The 21492-nt window shown below is 73.8% G+C and carries 15 protein-coding genes; 10 read left to right on the top strand and 5 right to left on the bottom strand.

Going from position 1 to position 21492, the window contains the following annotated elements:
• Positions 1-487 precede the first annotated feature (487 nt).
• The 3 genes from glgX to treZ are packed head-to-tail and all read left to right on the top strand — an operon-like array spanning position 488 to position 6700.
• Positions 488-2608 carry a glycogen debranching protein GlgX gene (gene glgX / locus ACVMYR_RS31570; RefSeq protein WP_457123533.1) on the top strand — a complete coding sequence of 707 codons (2121 nt, stop codon included), beginning with the start codon at positions 488-490 and terminating at the stop codon, positions 2606-2608.
• A gap of 4 nt (positions 2609-2612) precedes the next feature.
• Positions 2613-4970: a malto-oligosyltrehalose synthase gene (gene treY / locus ACVMYR_RS31565; RefSeq protein WP_457123532.1), complete on the top strand. Its 2358-nt coding sequence runs from the start codon at positions 2613-2615 to the stop codon at positions 4968-4970.
• The gene (treZ, locus tag ACVMYR_RS31560; RefSeq protein WP_457123531.1) at positions 4967-6700 is read left to right on the top strand and encodes a malto-oligosyltrehalose trehalohydrolase; all 1734 of its coding nucleotides are present in this window, start codon (positions 4967-4969) and stop codon (positions 6698-6700) included. The genes treY and treZ overlap by 4 nt, the downstream gene beginning before the upstream one ends.
• Positions 6701-6918: 218 nt before the next feature.
• Here the strand turns inward: treZ and ACVMYR_RS31555 are convergent, their stop codons facing one another.
• A complete protein-coding gene (locus ACVMYR_RS31555; protein WP_457123530.1) occupies positions 6919-7281 on the bottom strand; it encodes a hypothetical protein in 363 nt (120 codons plus the stop codon).
• 510 nt (positions 7282-7791) lie between these two features.
• On the opposite strand from ACVMYR_RS31555, the gene ACVMYR_RS31550 reads away from it, so the two are divergent.
• Positions 7792-9468, top strand: a complete 1677-nt coding sequence (locus tag ACVMYR_RS31550; protein WP_457123529.1) for a pentapeptide repeat-containing protein — start codon at positions 7792-7794, stop codon at positions 9466-9468.
• Between the two features lie 158 nt (positions 9469-9626).
• Complete coding sequence (locus ACVMYR_RS31545; RefSeq protein ID WP_457123528.1) at positions 9627-10247, top strand: hypothetical protein; 621 nt, start codon at positions 9627-9629, stop codon at positions 10245-10247.
• Positions 10248-10330: 83 nt separating this feature from the next.
• Here ACVMYR_RS31545 and ACVMYR_RS31540 read toward each other — a convergent pair whose 3' ends face one another.
• Together ACVMYR_RS31540 and ACVMYR_RS31535 are read right to left on the bottom strand one after the other, a co-directional pair.
• The gene (locus tag ACVMYR_RS31540) at positions 10331-10753 is read right to left on the bottom strand and encodes an SUKH-4 family immunity protein (protein WP_457123527.1); all 423 of its coding nucleotides are present in this window, start codon (positions 10751-10753) and stop codon (positions 10331-10333) included.
• Between the two features lie 89 nt (positions 10754-10842).
• On the bottom strand, positions 10843-12321 hold the full coding sequence (locus ACVMYR_RS31535; protein ID WP_077939912.1) for a glutamate--cysteine ligase family protein: 1479 nt from the start codon (positions 12319-12321) through the stop codon (positions 10843-10845).
• A gap of 181 nt (positions 12322-12502) precedes the next feature.
• On the opposite strand from ACVMYR_RS31535, the gene ACVMYR_RS31530 reads away from it, so the two are divergent.
• Positions 12503-12841, top strand: coding sequence for a DUF3817 domain-containing protein (locus ACVMYR_RS31530; RefSeq protein WP_043969534.1), 339 nt, complete (start codon positions 12503-12505; stop codon positions 12839-12841).
• A gap of 56 nt (positions 12842-12897) precedes the next feature.
• Here ACVMYR_RS31530 and ACVMYR_RS31525 read toward each other — a convergent pair whose 3' ends face one another.
• On the bottom strand, positions 12898-13434 hold the full coding sequence (locus ACVMYR_RS31525; RefSeq protein ID WP_043968703.1) for a hypothetical protein: 537 nt from the start codon (positions 13432-13434) through the stop codon (positions 12898-12900).
• A 189-nt stretch (positions 13435-13623) separates the two neighbouring features.
• Between ACVMYR_RS31525 and ACVMYR_RS31520 the strand changes: the two genes are divergently transcribed.
• From ACVMYR_RS31520 to ACVMYR_RS31505, 4 genes are all read left to right on the top strand, one after another.
• Entirely contained in the window at positions 13624-14748 is a 1125-nt protein-coding gene (locus ACVMYR_RS31520) for a baeRF2 domain-containing protein (protein ID WP_077939913.1), read from the top strand.
• A complete protein-coding gene (locus ACVMYR_RS31515; RefSeq protein WP_077939914.1) occupies positions 14741-16501 on the top strand; it encodes a thiamine pyrophosphate-binding protein in 1761 nt (586 codons plus the stop codon). The genes ACVMYR_RS31520 and ACVMYR_RS31515 overlap by 8 nt, the downstream gene beginning before the upstream one ends.
• Before the next feature lie 286 nt (positions 16502-16787).
• Positions 16788-18140: a hypothetical protein gene (locus ACVMYR_RS31510; protein WP_457123535.1), complete on the top strand. Its 1353-nt coding sequence runs from the start codon at positions 16788-16790 to the stop codon at positions 18138-18140.
• A 277-nt stretch (positions 18141-18417) separates the two neighbouring features.
• Entirely contained in the window at positions 18418-19272 is an 855-nt protein-coding gene (locus tag ACVMYR_RS31505; protein ID WP_074473317.1) for a SigB/SigF/SigG family RNA polymerase sigma factor, read from the top strand.
• Between the two features lie 75 nt (positions 19273-19347).
• Here the strand turns inward: ACVMYR_RS31505 and ctaD are convergent, their stop codons facing one another.
• Positions 19348-21351, bottom strand: a complete 2004-nt coding sequence (gene ctaD / locus ACVMYR_RS31500) for an aa3-type cytochrome oxidase subunit I (RefSeq protein WP_457123526.1) — start codon at positions 21349-21351, stop codon at positions 19348-19350.
• Between the last annotated feature and the right edge of the window lie 141 nt (positions 21352-21492).

Below are 21492 nucleotides of genomic sequence, written 5' to 3'. Positions count from 1 at the left end.
GTACTCCCAGGAGAGCATGAGGATGCGGCGGGTCTGCGGGGGCACCCCGGAGCCGACGGGCTGCGGGAGCGCCGGCTGCGGGATCAGGGACCGTGAGGTGGTGCTGGGCCGGCAGAGCCGGTCCGCGGCGGTGGCGGTCTGCTCGCCGGCCCGCAGGGTCGTCACATCGAACTCCGTCCGTGCAGGGTGGAACGCGCCGGCAACGATGGCGGCGTGACAGGACATGGTGGGGTGGCCGAGGGCCGAGCGGGAACGCGCGCTTCCACACGCCCCCGTATCAAGGAAAGGGCATCCGGGCCCGAACCGCATCCTGAGAGGGCCCAAGGTGACGGACACCACCCAAAGGTCTAGTCGGTATCAGGTGGGTGGAAATGGTTACGGCACCAACGGGTGGATTGGGCCGACCGACGGCGGGGCATTAGCGGCGTGCGCACCCGGCGGGCACGGCCCCGTCCGGGGCGCTCATCATCATGGGCTGAGGAGCGACATGCAGGTCTGGCCGGGCGAGCGGTACCCGCTGGGAGCCACCCACGACGGGATGGGCACGAACTTCGCGATCTTCTCCGAGGTGGCCGAGCGCGTCGAGCTCTGCCTGTTCGACGAGTGGGACACCGGCGCCGAGCGCCGCGTCGAGCTGCGCGAGGTCGACGCGTACGTCTGGCACTGCTACATCCCGGGCATCGAGCCGGGGCAGCGCTACGGCTACCGGGTCCACGGCCCGTGGGACCCGGCGAACGGGATCCGCTGCAACCCGAACAAGCTGCTGCTCGACCCGTACGCGAAGGCCGTCGACGGTGACGTCGAGTGGAATCCGGCCGTCTACGACTACGAGGTGGGCGGCGACGAGAACCGGATGTCGGAGACCGACTCGGCCCCGTTCATGCCGAAGTCGGTGGTGGTGAACCCGTACTTCGACTGGGGCAACGACCGGCCGCCGCGCACCCCGTACCACCACTCGGTGATCTACGAGGCGCACGTGCGCGGGCTGACCATGCGCCACCCCGGCATCCCCGAGGAGCTGCGCGGCACGTACGCGGCCATCGCCTCCCCGGTCATGATCGAATACTTCCAGCGGCTCGGGGTCACCGCCGTGGAGCTGATGCCGGTGCACCAGTTCGTGCACGACCACCGGCTGGCCGACCTGGGGCTGCGCAACTACTGGGGCTACAACACGATCGGCTTCTTCGCCCCCCACCACGGGTACGCGGCCCTCGGCGGCCTCGGCCAGCAGGTGCAGGAGTTCCGGGGCATGGTCAAGACGCTGCACGCCGCCGGCATCGAGGTCATCCTCGACGTGGTCTACAACCACACCGCCGAGGGCAACCACCTCGGCCCGACGCTGAGCTTCAAGGGCGTCGACAACCCCAGCTACTACCGGCTCTCGGAAGAGGACCGGCGCTACTTCGTCGACTACACCGGCACCGGCAACAGCCTCAACGTCCGCAGCCCCCACTCCCTCCAACTGATCATGGACTCGCTGCGCTACTGGGTCACCGAGATGCACGTCGACGGCTTCCGGTTCGACCTCGCGGCCACCCTGGCCCGCGAGTTCTACGAGGTCGACCGGCTGTCGACGTTCTTCGAGGTGGTCCAGCAGGACCCGGTGGTCAGCCAGGTCAAGCTCATCGCCGAGCCGTGGGACGTCGGCCCCGGCGGCTACCAGGTGGGCAACTTCCCGCCGCTGTGGACCGAGTGGAACGGAAAGTACCGCGACACGGTGCGCGACTTCTGGCGTGGCGAGCCCGCCACCCTCGCCGAGTTCGCCTCCCGCATCTCCGGCTCCGCCGACCTCTACCAGGACGACGGCCGCCGCCCGTTCCACAGCATCAACTTCGTCACCTGCCACGACGGGTTCACCCTCAACGACCTGGTGTCATACAACGACAAGCACAACGAGGCCAACGGCGAGGACAACCGCGACGGCGAGGGCCACAACCGGTCCTGGAACTGCGGCGTCGAGGGGGAGACCGACGACCCCGGCGTGCTGGCCCTGCGGCAGCGGCAGCGGCGCAACTTCCTGGCCACCCTGATCCTGTCGCAGGGCGTGCCGATGATCGGCCACGGCGACGAGCTGGGCCGCACCCAGCGCGGCAACAACAACGCCTACTGCCAGGACAGCGAGCTGGCCTGGGTCGACTGGGACGACGCCGACGAGCCGCTGCTGGACTTCGTCCGGAAGCTGGTCGACTTCCGCCGCAACCACCAGGTGTTCCGCCGCCGCCGCTTCTTCACCGGCCTGCCCGTCGGCGGCCGGGCCGCCGGCTCGGGGCTGCCCGACCTGGCCTGGTACACCCCCGACGGCCGGGAGATGACCGGCGAGGACTGGGGCAACGACTTCGGCCGCTCGGTGGCCCTGTTCGTCAACGGCGACGGCATCCGCGAACGCGGCCAGTACGGCCAGCGCCACCACGACTCGTCCTTCCTGCTCTGCTTCAACGCCCACGACGCCCCGCTCGACTTCACCCTGCCCGGGGAGGAGTTCGGCCAGCGCTGGGAACAGGTGATCAGCACCGCCGACCCGGACCCGGAGAAGCCGACCCTCGTCGAGGCGGGCGGCACCATCTGCGTGCCCGACCGCTGCCTCGTGGTCCTGGAGAGGACGGTCTGAGCCGATGCCCGACACCCCCTCCGTGCCCGTCGGCTCGACCTACCGGGTGCAGGTCCGCCCCGGCTTCGCCCTCGACACCACCGCCGGCCTCGCCGGCTACCTGGCCGACCTCGGCGTCACCCACCTCTACAGCGCCCCGCTGCTCACCGCCACCCCCGGCTCGCAGCACGGCTACGACGTCGTCGACCACCGGGCGGTCAACCCCGAGCTGGGCGGGGAGGCCGCCCGGGTGCGGCTGGTGCGGGCGCTGCGCGCCGCCGGGCTCGGCCTCGTCGTCGACATCGTGCCCAACCACGCCGGGGTGGCCCGGCCGGCGGCCAACCCGGCCTGGTGGGACGTGCTGCGCCGGGGCCGCGACTCGGCGTACGCGCGCTGGTTCGACATCGACTGGGACCGGGGCCGGCTGCTGCTGCCCGTGCTCGCCGACACCCCCGAGGCCCTGGACGACCTCACCATCGCCGACGGGGAGCTGCGCTACCACGAGCACCGCTTCCCGATCGCCGACGGCACCGGCGACGGCAGCCCCCGGCAGGTGCACGACCGGCAGCACTACGAGCTGGTCTCCTGGCGGCGCGGCGACCGCGAGCTGACGTACCGCCGGTTCTTCGCCGTCGCCGACCTCGCCGGCCTGCGCGTGGAGGACCCGGAGATCTTCGCCGCCACCCACGCCGAGATCCTGCGGTGGGCGGCGGCCGGCGAGGTCGACGGCATCCGCGTCGACCACCCCGACGGGCTGCGCGACCCCGCCGGCTACCTGGCCCGGCTGCGCGCCGCCGCGCCGCAGGCGTGGCTGCTGGTGGAGAAGATCCTGGAGTACGGCGAGGAGCTGCCCGACTGGCCGGTCGACGGCACCACCGGCTACGACGCCCTCGCCGCCGTGGGCGGCCTGTTCGTCGACGGCGCCGCCGAGGCCGACTTCACCGCCCTCGACGCCCGGCTCACCGGCCGGCACACCTCGTGGCAGGACCTCACCCACGACACCAAGCTGGAGGCCGCCACGCGGCTGCTCGCCGCCGAGCTGACCCGCCTCGCCGCGCTCGCCCCCGAGCTGGCCCCCGACTCCGCCCGCGCCGCCCTGGCGGAGCTGGCCGCCTGCTTCCCGGTCTACCGGGGCTACCCGCCGCACGGGGCCCGCCACCTCGCCGCCGCCCGCGCCGAGGCCGGCCGCCGCCGCCCCGACCTGGCCCCCGCCCTCGACGCGGTCACCCGCCGGCTCCGCGACCCCGACGACGAGCTGGGCGTACGTTTCCCGCAGCTGAGCGGCGCGGTGATGGCCAAGGGCGTCGAGGACACCGCCTACTACCGGTGGAGCCGGTTCGTCGCCCTCAACGAGGTCGGCGGCAGCCCCGCCCACTTCGGCACCCCGCCGGCCGAGTTCCACCGGTTCGCCGCCGCCCGCCAGGTCCGCTGGCCGGCGGCCATGACCACCCTCTCCACCCACGACACCAAGCGCGGCGAGGACGTCCGGGCCCGCCTCGCCGTGCTCTCCGAGCTGCCCGGGCGCTGGGCCGAGCGGGTCACCCGGTGGACGGCCGCCGCGCCGCTGCCCGATCCCGCGTTCGCGCACCTGCTCTGGCAGACCGCCGTCGGCGCGTGGCCCGTCGAGCGGGAGCGCCTGCACGCGTACGCCGAGAAGGCCGCCCGGGAGGCGTCGGTGGCCACCAGCTGGGCCGACCCCGACCCCGGCTTCGAACGCGCCATGCACGCCCTGGTCGACCGCATGTACGACGACCCGGAGCTGCACGCCGAGCTGACCGCGTTCGCCACCGAGATCACCCCCGCCGGCTGGTCCAACTCGCTGGGGCAGAAGCTCGTCCAGCTCGCCATGCCCGGGGTGCCCGACACTTACCAGGGCACCGAGCTGTGGGACAACTCCCTCGTCGACCCCGACAACCGCCGCCCGGTCGACTTCGGCGTACGCCGGGAGAAGCTGGCGCGGCTCGACGCCGGCCTGCCCCCGGCGGTGGACGCGTCCGGCGCGGCGAAGCTGCTCGTGGTGTCGCGGACGCTGCGGCTGCGCCGCGACCACCCGGAGCTGTTCGCCGGCTACCGCCCGGTGCCCGCGCACGGCCCCGCCGCCGCCCACGTCGTCGCCTTCGACCGGGGAGCCGCCGACCGGGGCGTCTTCTCTGCGGGCGGGCTGCACCCGCCCGGGGCGGTCGCCGTGGCGACCCGGCTGCCGCTGCGGCTGGCCCGCGCCGGCGGCTGGCGGGGCACCCGGCTGTCGCTGGGCGGCAACAGTGTTACCGACGTGTTCACCGGGCGGGTCTACAGTGGCAGTGAGCTGCTGCTGGACGATCTGCTCGACACTCTCCCCGTCGCCCTCCTCGCACCCACCGACTCCGTGGAGGCTGCCGCATGACCGAGTTCACCGTGTGGGCGCCCGAGGCCGCCCGGGTCCGGCTGCGGCTGGCCGGTGACGACGACCACGAGATGCGCCCCGAGCCGGGCGGCTGGTGGCGGGCCGAGGTGCCCGGCGCGGGCCCCGGCACCGACTACGCGTTCGTCCTCGGCGACGACGGCCCGGCCCTGCCCGACCCCCGCTCGCCCTGGCAGCCCGCCGGGGTGCACGGGCCGAGCCGGCGCTACGACCACGCCGCCCACCACTGGGGCGACGCCGGCTGGACCGGCCGGCAACTGCCCGGCAGCATCCTCTACGAGCTGCACATCGGCACGTTCACCCCCGAGGGCACCTTCGACGCGGCGATCGAGCGCCTCGACCACCTCGTCGACCTCGGCGTCGACCTGGTCGAGCTGCTGCCGGTCAACGCCTTCAACGGCGAGCACAACTGGGGGTACGACGGGGTCTGCTGGTTCGCCCCGCACGAACCGTACGGCGGCCCCGACGGGCTGAAACGGTTCGTCGACGCCGCCCACGCCAAAGGGCTGGGGGTGATCCTCGACGTCGTCTACAACCATTTCGGGCCCTCCGGGGCCTACGCGCCGATGTTCGCGCCGTACCTGACCGAGCGGAGCAACACCTGGGGCCGCACCGTCAACCTCGACGGCCCCCACTCCGACGAGGTACGCCGCTACATCGTCGACAGCATCGTGATGTGGCTGCGCGACTACCACGTCGACGGCCTGCGCCTCGACGCCGTGCACGCCATGCCCGACTCCCGCGCCACCCACCTGCTGGAGGAGATCGCGGTGGCGGTGGAGGCCCTGTCGACCCGGCTGGGCCGGCCGCTGTCGCTGATCGCCGAGTCCGACCTCAACGACCCGAGGCTGGTCACCCCCCGCGAGGCCGGCGGGTACGGCCTGCACGCCCAGTGGAACGACGACGCCCACCACGCCCTGCACACCCTGCTCACCGGGGAACGGCAGGGCTACTACGCCGACTTCGGCTCCCTGGAGTGCCTGGCGCAAGTGCTGACCGGCGGGTTCTACCACGCCGGCACCTGGTCCAGCTTCCGCGAACGCAGCCACGGCCGGCCCGTCGACCGGCAGCGCGTGCCGGGGCACCGCTTCGTGGCGTACCTGCAGAACCACGACCAGATCGGCAACCGGGCCACCGGCGACCGGATCTCCGCGACGCTCTCCCCGGCGCTGCTGCGCGTCGGCGCGACGCTGCTGCTCACCGGCCCGTTCACCCCGATGCTGTTCATGGGGGAGGAGTGGGCGGCGAGCACCCCGTGGCAGTTCTTCACCAGCCACCCGGAGCCGGAGCTGGCCACCGCCGTCGCCACCGGGCGCAGGCGCGAGTTCGCCGCGCACGGCTGGCCGCCCGGCGACGTGCCGGACCCGCAGGACCGGGCGACGTTCCTGCGCTCCCGGCTCGACTGGGCCGAGCTGGACAAGCCCGAACACCGCCGGATGTACGACTTCTACCGGCGACTCATCGCCCTGCGCAAGAGCGACCCCGACCTGTCCGACCCCCGGCTCGACGCCGTCGACGTCCGGCACGGCGACCAGTTCCTGGTGATGCACCGGGGTGAGCGGATGGTGGTGGCGAACCTCGCCGGCCGGGCGCAGCGGATCACCCTGCCGGGCGTGGCGCGGCGGGTGCTGCTGACCACGGAGGAGGGCGTCTCGGTCACCCGCGACCGCATCGAACTCCCCCCGGAGTCGGCGGCGGTGGTGGCCCTGTGAGGGGAGCGCGGCTGGCGTGATCGTCTGCTGATCAGTGAGACGACACGCCGGACGAGTTCTCCGGAAACAGCAGACGATCATGCCGCGTGCGGCTTCGCCCACTCCGATCGGTCCGGCGCCAGGGTCCCGATTTCCGATCGAATCGCGCGAACCACCCCCGCCCCACCCGGCCGGGTGCCCGGAGCGACGCGCCCCGGGCACCCGTGGTGGAGGCTGGATCAGAAGTGGGGGTCGATATAGGAACCCCAGGTCCAGTTGCCGGACGGGGAGATGACGAAATCATCGCTGATGGTGGCGTTGGCCCATCCGGAATGATCCGGGTCCAGCGTCGTCGTCTGCCGGTAGTACCCGTTCTTCGGGTCCAGGCAGGTCGTCCACGTGTAGGTGGTGGCGCCGAGGTACTGATCCTGGACCGAGCCGGGGTAGTAGTTGCCCCAGGTGTAGTCCCCCGCCGCCAGGGTGATCCGTTTGCTGGTGCACGTGGTGGCCAGCGAGTCCGTGGGGGTGCTGGTGAGGTACTGGCTCTGCTCCAGGTAGGCGGTGTCGGCGGCCATGGCCGGGCTTCCGGTCAGCAGAATCATCGCTCCTGCCGACGCACCCACCAGAGCAATCGCCGGCGGTATAGCTCTCATTCTCACAGGATCTCCCATCCCCGTAAATTCGCCAAGCTGGCAAAATGACAGTAATCGATTTGATGCACAACTTCCACGATGGCGAAGGAAGTTCACAAGCATTTACGAATTCGTTGGCATTCTTTCGTTTGCGGCAGGTTCTGTCTCGCGGGTCATGGGTGTCACCCGTCAAGCCTGACTGGGCGCGAGGTGATCTCAGGAACCGCGGGCGGGCAGTGCTGGCACCGTTTGTTGCCGGCGCAGCCCGTACGGGGTGGCCCGGTGGTGGACCCACCAGCACGCCGCCGGCAGGTCGACGATGACGGCGCCCCGACCGTGTGCCGACGGACACGGCACAGTTCCGATTCTCCGGTGCCTGCGCCGATGTCGGTCGTTGCGGCTATCCTGCGCCGACGCGTCGGGGCCGACCCGGCAGCGGGGCCGGTGTGCGGGGTGGCCGTCGGGTGCGGAGGGGGTCACGTGGTGGACGATGCGGCGGGCGTCGAGGAGTGCCGGGCGGCCGGCCGGCAGGTGCTGGCTGCGGCGGGTGGGCAGCGGGAGGCCGCCCTGCGGCGGCTCGCCGAGGTTGGCGCGGCCCACCCCGACCTGCGGCAGGATGCCGCCGACGCGGTGTGCGCATACCTGCGTACGCCGGCTGACGGTCCTGCCAACCTGGACGCCGACGGGCGGCGGGAGGCGGGGCGCGTGCTCGCCGGGCTGCTCCAGCCCGACGCGGGTGCGTCAGCCGTCGGCGTCGACCTGGCCGGGGCGACCCTCGTCGCCGCCGACCTCGGTGGCTGCGTGCTGGCCGGGGCCCGGTTCGACGACGCCCGTTTCCTCGGGACGACCTCCTTCGCCGGGGCCCGGTTCGCCCGCGACGCGATCTTCGCTCGCGCGCTCTTCCACGGAGCTGCCCGCTTCGACGAGGCGCACTTCGCCGCCGACGCCGTGTTCGGGCGGGCCCGGTTCCGGGGGCCGGCGAGCTTCGCGGGCGCGGCGTTCGGCGGGCTGGCCTGGTTCGGGCGCGGCGAGGAGGAGTTCTGGGAGGACGACCCGGCCTGGGACACCATCGAGGAGGTCCGGCCCGCTGAGTGGGACGAGCCGAACGAGGACGATCCCGGCTGGCCGGTGGCGGTGCTGATGGGCGACTACCAGGAGTGGACCGAGGGCGGTGACGGGGCCCGCTTCGTCGGCCCGGCTTCGTTCCGCCGGGCCCGCTTCGCCGGCCCGGCCTGGTTCTACAAGGCGCGCTTCGGCGCGGAGGCGACCTTCGGCGGGGCGTGGTTCGGTGGGCCTGTGCACCTGGACCAGCCGGCCGTGGACCTCACCGACGCCCGGTGGGCCGGCTCGGCCGACGACGAGCCGATGTGCTGGCCCCTCGGCTGGACGTCGGAACTCGGCCCGGACGACGCGACCGCACCAGCCGGTCCGCAGGGGCCGTCCGGCGCACAGGGACCGGCCGCCCCGGGCGGCGCGGCGGTGCTCGTGCCCGACGGCTCCGTCGCGCCGTACGCCCGCCAGCTCGCCGATCCCGATCCCGAGGTGCGTCGGGTCGGCCTGCGCGTCCTCGGCGAATTGGGCGACGCTCGACCGGAGCTGCGCCAGCGGGTGGTGGACGCCGTCTGCGGCTACCTGCGCGTCCCGCTGCCGTTCCACGTGACCGGCGAGCTGGACGCCGCGCAGGCCGGCGAGGTGGAGCTGCGCCGCGCCGCGCAGCGGCTCCTCGCCGCGCGCCTGCTCCAGGGGGCCGGTGCCCCGGGTGAGCCGGGCGGTTCGGGCAGGCTCGACGAGCGGAACGGGCCGGGCGGGCCGAACGAGCCGGATGGGCCGGGCGGGCCGGCTTCCGGGGCGGTGAACTGGGCGGGCATGAGCCTGTCGCTGTCCGGCGCGACCCTCGTCGACCTCGACCTCAGCGGGTGCGCGGTGGACTACGCCGACTTCACGGCCGCCCAGTTCCACGGGGTCACCCGCTTCGACGGGTCCACGTTCGAGGGTGCGGTGTTCCGGCTCGGCGGCCCGGAGGGGCGCGCCTCGTTCCACGGCGACGTCACCTTCGCCGACGCGCGCCTCGACAGGTTCCGCGCCCCGGCGGAGGTCCTCGGCGCGGTCATCTTCCACGCCACCCACGACCTCCCCACCCTCACCCCCACCCCCTGACTCCCGCCCCCCGCCCGCGCCCCCCGTTCTCCGCGATCTTGCAGTTTCGGCCCCCGCATAACGGTGATAACGGGCGAACAGGGGGCCACAAGTGCAAGATCGCGGGGGCGAGCGGGGCGAGCGGGGGAGGGGCCTGGGGGGTGGGGTAGCGTCGCGGGGTGGGTGACGAGCGGGCCGCAGGGGCCAAGGAGGGCGCAGGGGGCGAGCGGGCCGCAGGGGCCGAGAGTCTGCTGCTGGGGCGGATCGCCGGTGAGGCGTGGATCGTCGACCTGCTGCGCCGGTTCGACTTCGACCTGGACCGGGTCGCCGACGGGCCGCCCGAGGCGGTGCACCTGCCCAACGGCGAGCCCCTGGAGATGATCGCCGGGGACGCCTCGGGCGGGGCCTTCATGCTGGTGGGCGACGACAACGGCGACGGCGTCGCCCGGCCCGTGCTGTACGTCGGCTCGGAGGGCGAGGGCGGGTTGATCGCGACCGACCTGCGCGCCGCGCTCTCCCTCGTCGTCGGGCTCCCCAGCGTCCACGACGCGACGTCGGTCCCGTACGGCGACGATGGCGGCGCGCGGCTGCGGGAGTGGCTGGCCCGCGCCGACGAGGAGATCCGCGAGGACTGGCCGGAGCTGGACGCGGAACGGGCGCGGCTGTGGCAGGCGCTCGACCTGCCGGAGGCCGACGGGCTGCTGGAGGCGCTGCACCGACTGGCGGCCGACGAGGACTACCGCCCGGTCAGCGACGCCGGTGACCGGTACGAGGCGATGGTCGACGCGCCCGGGGCGTAGCCACCGGAAGGCACTCGCCCCGTCGGGCCCATCCCGTGGTCACCCGGCGACAGCGCCCGTCAGGTCATCCCGTAGCCCGCCCGTCAGGTCATCCCGTAGCCGAGTTCCTCGGCGGCCACCGACCAGAAGCGGTTCTCGTGGCCGACCGACGCCGGGTCGAGCTGCCGGAACCGGTCGGTGAGCCGCTCGCCGACCGCCTCGAGGTCGTCGTCGGCGTCGTCGGGCAGCGCGTCGGCCTCGGCGCGGGCCGCCAGGTACGCCTCCGCGCAGGCGATGAGCGCGTCCAGCGTGGAGTTCACCGGCTCTGCGCCGTCGGCGTCGACGAGGGACACCGCACCCGTGGCCGGGTCGACGACGAGGCGGGACAGCCCTTCGTCCTCGGCGAGGACCACCCCGGTCGAGTCGGCGCGGGCGGCCGGGAGCCAGTCCCCGGGGTAGGGAAGCTGCTCCCCGAGGGAGCGTAGCCGGGCGAGGGCGGCGTCGATCGCCGCGTCGGTGTTCGGCACCGGACCACCCTAGCCCCGAGCGCGGGCCCGCCGGCCTGGGCTCCTCGCCCGGTCCCGGGCCGGGCCCGGATGGTCAGGGGACCGCACGGTCAGGGGATCGGCCACTCGTGGACGGGGCGGTTGCTGTGCATCAGCTCCACGTAGTGGCGGACGACCTCGCGCAGCGCCTCGGGCCGGTCCAGGTGGTCGGCGGACTCCAGCCGGTGCAGCGTCTCCACCTGCCACGTCGCGCCGTTGCGCCCGGTGAGGCAGCGCTGCTCGATGATCCCGAGCAGCCGGTCCCGCTCGGCCGGGTCGAGCCCCCAGCGGTCGAGGCCGTGGTGGGCCAGCGGCAGCAGCCGGCGCAGCACCAGCTCGGTGACCGGCAGGTAGCCGAGGCCGGGCCAGAACACCTGGGCGTCGATGCCGTGCCGGGCGCAGGCGTTGAAGTTCTCCTCGGCGGCGCTGAACGACATCTGCGACCACAGTGGCCGGTCCGACTCGGCGAGGGCCCGGACCAGCCCGAAGTAGAACGCGCCGTTGGCGACGGTGTCGAGCACGGTCGGGCCGGCGGGCAGGACCCGGTTCTCCACCCGCAGGTGGGGGCGGCCCTTGTACACGTCGTACACCGGCCGGTTCCAGCGGTAGACGGTGCCGTTGTGCAGCCGCAGCTCGGCGAGCTTCGGCACGTCGCCCCGGGCCAGCGCCTCGGCCGGGTCCTCCGCGTCGCACACCGGCAGCAGCGCGGGGAAGTAGCGCACGTTCTCCTCGAACAGGTCGAACACGCTGGTGATCCAGCGTTCGCCGAACCACACCCGGGGGCGTACCCCCTGGGCCTTGATCTCCTCCGCCCGGGTGTCGGTGGCCTGCTGGAACAGCGGGATGCGGGTCTCGCGCCACAGCTCCCGGCCGAACAGCAGCGGCGAGTTCGCGCCGAGGGCGACCTGGATGCCGGCGACCGCCTGGGCGGCGTTCCAGTGGTCGGCGAACTGCGCGGGGCTGACCTGGAGGTGGAACTGGGTGCTGGTGCAGGCCGCCTCCGGGGTGATGGTGTCGGCGGTGGTCGCGAGCCGCTCCACCCCGCTGATGGAGATCCGCAGGTCCTCGCCGCGTGCGGCGAAGATCTGCTCGTTGAGCAGCTGGTAGCGCGGGTTGGCCGACAGCGTCTCGGCGGTCAGGTGCTCAGGGCGCAGCGTCGGCAGGATTCCGATCATGACCATGTGCGCGCCGACGCCCTGGGCCTTGGTCTCGGCGGCGTTGAGGCTGGCCCGCACGTGTTCCTCGAACGCGGCGGTGCCCGTGCCGGCCAGCCGGCGCGGCGCGACGTTGATCTCCACGTTGAACTGCCCCAGCTCGGTCTGGAAGCTGGGGTCGGCGATCGCGGCGAGCACGTCGGCGTTGCGCATCGCCGGCATGGACTCCTCGTCGACCAGGTTCAGCTCGATCTCCAGCCCGGTCATCGGCCGCTCGACGTCGAACCGGGACTCCCGGAGCATCTCGGCGAAGACGTCCAGACACCGGTGCACCTTCTCCCGGTAGCGGGCCCGGTCCTCCCGACTGAAGGTGCGCGCCCCGACTTCCTCGCCCATGGTCACCGCCCTGTCACCGTTGGTTCCCCCAACCTCGCACGCCTCGGTGGCCCGGGGGAAGACCCGAAGGTCCCTCTACGTACCCACCTGTGGCCCGCGTGATCCCCGTCGCCTCCGCTCCCCGCGCCGACGAGGTGCCGGACGGCCTGGCTAGCATGGCCGGCAACCGGTGGGGGAGACGATGCGCGAGAAGATCACGAAGCTGTTCGTCGCGGCGGCGGTCGCCGAGGCGTGCTCCTGGCTGGCCCTGCTGGTCGGCATGGCCGTCAAGTACGGGCCGCCGGGCAACGAGATCGGCGTGAAGATCTTCGGCCCGATCCACGGCGGCCTGTTCGTCGCGTACGGCGTGCTCGTGCTGGCCGTCGCCCGGCTGCACCGGTGGCGGACGTGGCCGACCCTCGTGGCGCTGGCCTGCTCCGTGCCGCCGTTCGCCACCCTGGTCTTCGAACGCTGGGCGGCCCGCCGGGGCATGCTGCGCACCGCGCCCGACCCCGACCGCCCCCTCACCCCGGTCGGCTGACCGCCCGGCGCGTCCCGTGCCCCGTGTCGGGTGCCGGGTGCCGGGTGCCGCAAAGCTCAGATCAGCAGGATCGCCGCGGCGACCACGAGGACCAGCAGCGCGCCCAGGATGGCCTGGAGCAGCAGCGGCGGCCCGAGGTGGCTCCACAGGGTGGCGTGGCGGGGGCGCAGCAGTTGCCCGGTGGTGAGGTTGACGATCTGCTCGACCCGGGGCGGCAGGTCCGGATCCTGCGGCTTGAGCGTGATCTGCACCCAGTCGGCCGGATGCAGCGCGCTCTGCGCCAGGTGCCCGTGCAGCTCCACCTCGCACAGCTGGTCGTTGGAGTCGCGCAGCCGCAGCGGGGTGACCAGGAACTCCGGCCCCTTGCGCAGCTCTTTCCAGGTGCGCCGGGCGCCGCCACCGCCGCTGGACAGCAGCGAACGGAACGCCAGCAGCAGCAGCCCCATCACGCTGGCGGCCGTCACCACGGCGACGAGCACGGGCTGGCCGATCTTCAGCTCACGCGGATAGCCGTCGAGCAACCGGACGACGCGGCCGGTGACGATCCGCTGCGTCGGGCGAGCGATCCGCCGGTAGTCGAGGTCGCCGTCCATTGTCCACCACCGAGAGTCGTTCACCACGGAGAGTCCGATTCGCTGCACCGATCGTATCCGGCGGCGCGGCCGAACGACATGAATGAACGCGAGTCATGTTCGTGGCGCGCTTGCGTACGGGGCCGCCGGGTGAGGTGACAAGGCGACCGGCGCGGGTATGCGGGGGGCCGAGCCGGAAAGGGGTCGAGCATGCAGCTGTCCTTCCTGCGCCCGCTCTACGACCGTCCCGGGCCGTGGTGCTCGGTCTACCTGGACGCCTCCCGGGACACCCACGACGCCCGACCCGCGCTGGACCTGCGCTGGCGGGCCCTCAAGGGGCGACTGCTGGAGCAGGGCGCCGACGCGCCGACCGTGGACGCCGTCGAACGGGTCGTCCGCGGCCACGACCCGATGGCGGGCGACTACGGCATCGCCGTGTTCGCCACCCGGGGCCGCGCGGTGCTCACCGAGTACCTGTCCGCCCCGCCGCTGCGGGACCTGGCGACCGTGTCGGAGCTGCCGCACACCATGCCGCTGCTCGCCCAGCGCGGTGAACAGGTCGCCTGGGTGCGAGTGCTGGCCGACCGCAGGGGCGCGGACGCCGTGGCCGTCAGCGCCGGCGGGGTGCCCCGCCGCGCCCACGTCACCGGGCGGGAGGACTTTCCGCTGCGCCGCGTCAGCCCGGGCGGCTGGTCGCAGTCGCGCTACCAGCGGGCCGCCATGGAGGCCTGGCACCACAACGCCGGCGACGCGGCGGCGGCCACCGTGGAGCTGGCCGAGAAGGTCGGCGCGGAGGTGGTGGTGGTCGCCGGCGACGTGCGGGCCACCGGCATGATCGCCGCCCAGCTACCGGAGCGCTGGCAGGACGTGCTGGTGCGTACCGACGCCGGGTCGCGGCACGCCGGGGCGGACCCGGCGCTGATGGACGACGTCACCGTGCAGACCATCGCCGAGGTGGCCGACCAGCGGGTCACCGCGACGCTGGACCGCTTCGGCGTGCAGGAGGACGTCGGGGCGGGCCTCGACGCGGTCGTGTCGGCGCTGCGCCGCAACCAGGTCGACACGATGCTGATCGTGGACGACCCGTCGTCGACGGCGCAGCTGTGGGTCGGCCCCGAGCCGACCGACATCGCCATCGACCCGGGCCAGCTCACCGCCGTGTCGGTGGCCGACCCCCGGCGGGTACGCGCCGACGCGGCCCTGGTGCGGGCGCTCGTCGGCACCGACGCCGAGCTGACCGTGCTCGCGCCGGACGAGGCGCCCGAGCTGACCGACGGGGTGGGCGCGGTGCTGCGCTACGTCGACGCCGGCACCCCCGGCCGGTCACATGGCTGAGCGTACGGTCGCCGACCTGGTGGTGGAGCGGCTACGGGCGTGGCGGGTGCCGCGCGCCTTCGGGTGCCCGGGGGCCGCCGTCGCCCCGCTCGTCGCCGCCCTGGACCGTGCGGGCGGGGACCCGGAGTTCGTCCCCGCCCGGCACGAGGAGACGGCCTCGTTCATGGCCAGCGGGCACGCCAAGTTCACCGGCGAGATCGGGGTCTGCCTGGCCACCCAGGGCCCGAGCGCCGTGCACCTGCTCAACGGCCTGTACGACGCCAAGCTGGACAGCAAGCCGGTGGTGGCGATCGTCGGCGAGGACATCGGCGGCCCGCTCGGCGGCGCCCACGAGGAGATCGGCCTGAGCCGCCTCTTCGGCGACGTCTGCAACCAGTTCGTCCGCTACGCGCGCGCCCCCGCTCAGGTGCCCGCCGTGCTGGACCAGGCGTTCCGCACCGCCGCCGCCACCCGCAGCCCCACCTGCGTGGTGCTGCCCCGCGAGTTGCAGGTGGCCCCGGTGCCCGACCTGGTCCCGCAGTTCGCCGGGGTGATGTCGGCGACGCCGGGGGAGCCCCTGGCGCGGGTGCTGCCGCACGACGCCGACCTGGCCGCCGCCGCGTCGGTGCTCGGCATCGGCGACCGGGTGGCGATCCTGGTCGGGCAGGGCGGCCACGGCGCGGGCGACGAGATCGTGGCGCTGGCCGACCGGCTCGGCGCGGGGGTGGCCGCCAGCCTGCTCGGCAAGCCGGTGCTCGACGAGCGGCTGCCCTTCCATGCCGGGGTGCTCGGCGAGGTGGGCACCACCGCAGCGGCCCAGCTCATGGGCGGCTGCGACACCCTGCTGCTGGTCGGCACCAACGATCCGTGGACCGACTACTATCCGCTGCCCGGCCAGGTCCGCACCGTCCAGATCGACATTGACGGCCGGCGGATCGGCAACCGTTACCCGGTGGACGTGCCGCTGGTCGGCGACGCCACCGAGACACTGCGGGCCCTGCTGACCCGCGTTGCGGACCGGCCCCGGCGGGCGTGGCGGGAGACGGTGGAGGCGTCGGTGGACCGGTGGCGGCAGGCGGCGGCGGCCCGCGCCGCCGAGCCCGCCGGGCCGGTCAACCCGCAGCTCGTGCTGCACGAGCTGTCCGCCCGGCTGCCCCGGGAGGCGGCCGTCGCCGTCGACGTCGGCTCGGTCGTCTACTGGTACGCCCGGCATCTGGAGCTGCCGCCCGGCGTCACCGCCCACCTCTGCGGCACCCTCGGGTCGACCGGCTGCGCCCTGCCGTACGCGGTGGCGGCGAAGCTCGCCCGCCCCGACCGGCCGGTGCTCGCTCTCGCCGGCGACGGCGCGATGCAGCTCAACGGGCTGGCCGAGCTGATCACGGTGGCCCACCACTGGCGGGAGTGGTCGGATCCCCGGCTGGTCGTGCTGGTGCTCAACAACCGCGACAACTCCGGGGTGGGCGACGGCCGCCCGCCGGCCGGCGTGGCCGACCGGCGCCCCGACGTCCCGTACGCCGGTTGGGCCCGCCTGCTCGGCCTGCACGGGGTCCGGGTGGATCGGCCGGAGCTGGTCGGCGCGGCGTGGGACGAGGTCCTCGCGGCGGACCGGCCGAGCGTGCTGGAGGCCGTGGTCGACCCGACCGTCGCGCTGCGCCCCCCGGAACCGGCCCTGGCCGACCTGCGCGGCCTGTTCGCCGGCGGCGACGCGGCCCGGCGGATCCACGGGCGGATGCTCGACAACCGGGTCGCCGTCGAGGCGGAGGACCTCGTGTAGCCCGCCCCGGGCCAGGCGCGTGACCCACCTACGACACGCCGGGCGGCGTGGCGGTCTCGGGATTCCGGGGCCGCCACGCCGCCCGCGCGTACGTCCCGGGCCGGCTCGCGGTCCCGGCTCCGGACGACCCGCCCAGCGGGCACGCGCGAGGGCGGACGCCCCGTTTAGACCCCATCGGGACGGGAAGCCGGGCCGCGTGGTGAGCGAACGAGGCGGGTCCGGACCGGCGCACACGGTGCGCCCGGACCTCACGGCGGACGGGGCCGGACTTGCCGGCGACCGGGTGATGACGGCGGGCAGCACGGCCCGGATCATGGTCGCCGCCGCGGTGCGCGCCCTGCGCGGGGAGGACTGCGCCGACCTACGGAACCCGGGCGTGCCGTCCCGCTTCCCGGGCGCCCCCGAGCCGGTGCGCCGGGGCGCGGCCGCGCGGGCGGCGGGGCGGGTGGCCCTCACCCCCGACCAGGCGGCCGAGGTCGACGCCGACCGGGTCGCCCGGTGGATCGTCGACCAGTACCCGCGCCGGTGCTACCCGGGCGTGGTGCTCGGCTCGCCGCACGGCGCGGCCGTGCACCTGGCGGTCGCCCTCGGGGTGCCCTGGCTGCCCGCCGCCTTCGAGACGACGGTGCACTGGAGCGGCGGCGCGGTGGACCGGCCCGACGCAGCCCTCGACCACGGCGCGGCGCTCGCCGGCCGGCTGCTGGCCGACAACCCGGACGTGCACGTACGCCAGGTGCACTGCCCGGCCAGCCGGGGCCCGCTGTCCGGGGCGACCGTCTCCCTCACGGTGCGCTGGCAGTCGCTGCCGACGGCGTACGCCCGGTTCCTCGCCGACCGCCTCGCGCCCGACGCCCCGGTGCTGCTGCTGCGCGACGCCCGCACCTGGCCGGTGTACGACGCCGGACGGGGGCACAGCTTCCAGGCCGGCTCCCCGGCCAGCGGCCTGGACCCGGTGGACTTCCACCCGGACTCGCACGTCCTGCGCCAGGTGCTCCGCTGCGTCGGCGGCGACGGGGCCCGCTGGCAGCCCCCGGAGGTCGCCTGCCCGCAGGGCTACGCCGAACACGGCGTGGAGCCCGGTTTCGAGCTCGCCGTCCGGGACTGGGCCGGGCGGCGGGGCAACGGCGTGCACCGGGTGCTCTTCCCCCGGCCGGAGGCGCTCAGCGCCGCCGTCGCCGACCTGTACCGGGGATGGCTGCGGCGGGCCGGCAAGACGGGCGACCGCCTCGTCGTGGAGTGCGGGCGGCTGCTCGACCCGTGGCAGGTGGTGCGGGCGGGGCTGGTGCCGTACTGGTGCGAGAACGCCACCCGGCGCACCGTCGACGCCGCCGAGTGGTGGCTGGCCGGCAGCGAGCCGTTCAGCTCCGTGGACGTGCTCCCGGAGTCGCCGGGGATGCGCTCGCCGGCCCTCGCGGGCCTGCCGCAGTGGCTGGCCGTGGCCGCGTTCGGCCGCCGCCGCCGGGCCCTGGACCGCACCGCCGCCCGGGGCTACCCGGTCGCGACGGTGCCGACCCGCCGGGCCACCGAGGTGCTCCGCGCCCAGCCGTACGACCTGCCGGCCCCGCCGCCGCTGTCCGCCGCGACCGCCGTCGAGGCGTTCCGGGCCGGCGGCGCCCGGCACGGCCTGGTGGTCGGCTGACCGGTTCGTCCGCCGCGCCGCGGGACGTCCCGGGCGGCGCGCCCAGTCGGTCGCACCGACCGGCCGAAACATCCTCGCGAACCCGGGCCGGCGTGATTGAGTACCTACGGAGCGGGAACACCGCTGGCTGCGACGGCCGGGCAAGGCTGCGCAGCCTGCTGTCGCCGCTCCTCGACGGATCCCGTCATGTGACCCACTTCCGGCCCGGTGCGTGGCTCGACCACGCGCACGTCCGGTTTCCCGACCCGGGCGGGGGACCTTCCTGAGGGAGGCGCGGATGTTCGGACAGCCCAGCACGACCACGGCACCACCCCCCACCGACCGGGGGCTGGAGGATCTCGACGCGGCGGCGCTGGCGTACGCGGCGCGGATCGAGGGCCTGCCCCCCGAGCGGCGGCAGGAGGCCCGCGACGACCTGGTGCGCTTCGCGTTGCCGTTCGCCGGCCGGCTCGCCCGCCGCTACCGGGGGCGGGGCGAGCCGCTGGAGGACCTGGAGCAGGTGGCCCGCCTCGGTCTGGTCAACGCGGTCGACCGGTACGACCCGGAGCGGGGCTCGTTCACCGCGTACGCGGCGATCACCATCGTCGGGGAGATCAAGCGCCACTTCCGGGACCGCACCTGGGGGGTGCACGTGCCCCGCCGGCTGCGCGACCTGATCCTGGAGGTGGGGCAGGCCACCGCCGCGCTGACCAGCGAGCTGTCCCGGGCCCCCACCGTCGCCGAGCTGGCCGAGCGGCTGGAGACGCCGCAGGAGGAGATCCTCGCGGCCCTGGAGTCGGCGGCCGGCTACAGCCCGGCCTCGCTCAACGCGCCCGTCGGCGGGGAGAGCTCCGCCGAGTTCGGTGACCTGGTCGGCGAGAGCGACAACGCGCTGGAGTCGGTCGACGACCGGGTGACCGTCAGCGGGCTGCTGCACCGGCTGCCCTGGCGGGAGCGGCGGATCCTCGCCATGCGCTTCTACGGCAACCAGACCCAGGCCGAGATCGCCGCCCGGTTCGGCATCTCGCAGATGCACGTGTCCCGGCTGCTGTCGCGGGCGCTGACCTGGCTGCGGCAGGCGATGCTGGCCGACGCCCCGCCGCCGTGGCAGAACGGCCCGGCCGAGACGGAACCGGTGACGAAGCGCGGCTGAGGCGCAAGGAAGGGCCCCCTGTTAACGCCTGAGGTAGAGAGGGGCGCCCTTCTCACACCCCGGAGCCCGGCGGGCTCAGTGCTCCGTCGAGTCGCCGCGGCTGTGTGGGTGCCGCCACCGCTCGTTCTCCTGCGGGGCCCGCTCCGCGCCGAGCCCGCCCGGCTCCGGGGCGTCGGACTCGTCGAAGCTGGGCCGGCGCACCTCCTCCGGCTCCGGCACGTCCACCGGCCGCGCGCCCGACTGCGGCGCGGGCTGGTACGCGACGGCCTCCCGGGCGCCGTGCGCGCCCTCGGCCGCCGGCGACTCGGGCGCGTGCCGCTCGTGGTGCAGCTCCTCGGCGAAGCTCTGCGGCGGCTTCGTGGTGCGCTGCGGCAGGTCCCGGCCCAGGTCGGAGACGAGGCGGCCGTACTTGGCGTCGAAGGCGGGGCGCTCGGAGCGGATCCGGGGCATCCGGTCGAAGTTGCGCAGCGGGGGCGGGCAGGTCGTCGCCCACTCCAGCGAGTTGCCGAAGCCCCACGGGTCGTCGACCGACACCATCGCCCCGTACCGCCAGGACTTCCACACGTTGTAGATGAAGAACAACGTGGACGCGCCGAGCACGAACGACCCGACCGTGGAGATCATGTTGAGCGTGGTGAAGCCGTCGCCGGGCAGGTAGTCGGCGTATCGGCGGGGCATGCCCTCGTTGCCGAGCCAGTGCTGCACCAGGAACGTCGCGTGGAAGCCGACGAACATCGTCCAGAAGTGCAGCTTGCCCAGCCGCTCGTCGAGCAGCCGCCCGGTCATCTTCGGGAACCAGAAGTAGACCCCGCCGAACGCGGCGAAGACGATGGTGCCGAACAGCACGTAGTGGAAGTGCGCCACCACGAAGTACGAGTCGGTGACGTGGAAGTCGACCGGCGGGCTGGCCAGCAGGACCCCGGTGAGCCCGCCGAGCAGGAAGGTGACCAGGAAGCCGACGGCGAACAGCATCGGCGTCTCGAAGGTGAGCTGCCCCTTCCACATGGTGCCGATCCAGTTGAAGAACTTCACCCCGGTGGGCACGGCGATCAGGTAGCTCAGGATGCTGAAGAACGGCAGCAGCACCTGCCCGGTGGCGAACATGTGGTGCGCCCAGACGCTCATCGACAGCACGGTGATGGCGACGGTGGCCAGCACCAGCCCGGTGTAGCCGAAGATCGGCTTGCGGGAGAAGACCGGGATGATCTCGGTGATGATGCCGAAGAACGGCAACGCCACGATGTAGACCTCGGGGTGGCCGAAGAACCAGAACAGGTGCTGCCACAGCATCGGGCCGCCGGTGGCCGGGTCGAACACGTGCGCGTCGAGCAGCCGGTCGGCGGCCAGGGCGAACAGGGCGGCGGCCAGCAGCGGGAAGACCAGGATCACCAGGACGCTGGTCAGCAGCATGTTCCAGGTGAAGATCGGCATCCGGAACATGGTCATGCCGGGGGCGCGCAGGGTCAGCGTGGTGGTGATCAGGTTGACCGCGCCGAGGATGGTGCCGAGGCCGGAGATGGCCAGGCCGACGATCCACAGGTTCCCGCCGATGCCGGGGGAGTGTTCCATCCGGCTCAGCGGCGTGTACGCCGTCCAGCCGAAGTCGGCGGCCCCGCCCGGGGTGGCGTAGCCGCCGACGACCAGGGTCCCGCCGAACAGGTAGAGCCAGTACGCGAAGGCGTTGAGCCGGGGGAACGCCACGTCCGGCGCGCCGATCTGCAACGGGACGATGTAGTTGCCGAACGCGAACACCAGCGGCGTCGCGAACAGCAGCAGCATGATCGTGCCGTGCATGGTGAACGCCTGGTTGTACTGCTCCGGGGAGAGGAACTGCATGCGCGGCTGGGCCAGCTCGGCCCGCAGCAGCAGGGCCAGCACCCCGCCGATGAGGAAGAAGACGAACGAGGTGACCAGGTAGAGCAGGCCGATCTGCTTGGCGTCGGTGGTGCCGATCAGCTTGATCAGCTTGGCTCCGGGCAGGGCCGGGCGGACCGGGCCGGGAAAGCCGCCGAAGCGGGCCGGCGCGAGGATCGCGGGCCCTCGGTCTCGGGCAGGCTCCGTGGTTACCCGCTTGGGCATGCTTCTCACCCCGTCGTGGCGACAGAAAGGGACGGGCGTGCCTACCCGCCCCTCTCCCTATGTAACCAGGCGAGAGCGGTAATTTCGGTCAATTCGCGGGTGGGCGGGTCTCCGTCACCGTGAACACGACCGCGTCCACCG

The sequence above is a fragment of the Micromonospora sp. PTRAS2 genome (assembly GCF_054052245.1).
The sequence above is the reverse complement of the archived record's forward strand: the minus strand, read 5'-3'. Positions and strand labels throughout refer to the sequence as shown.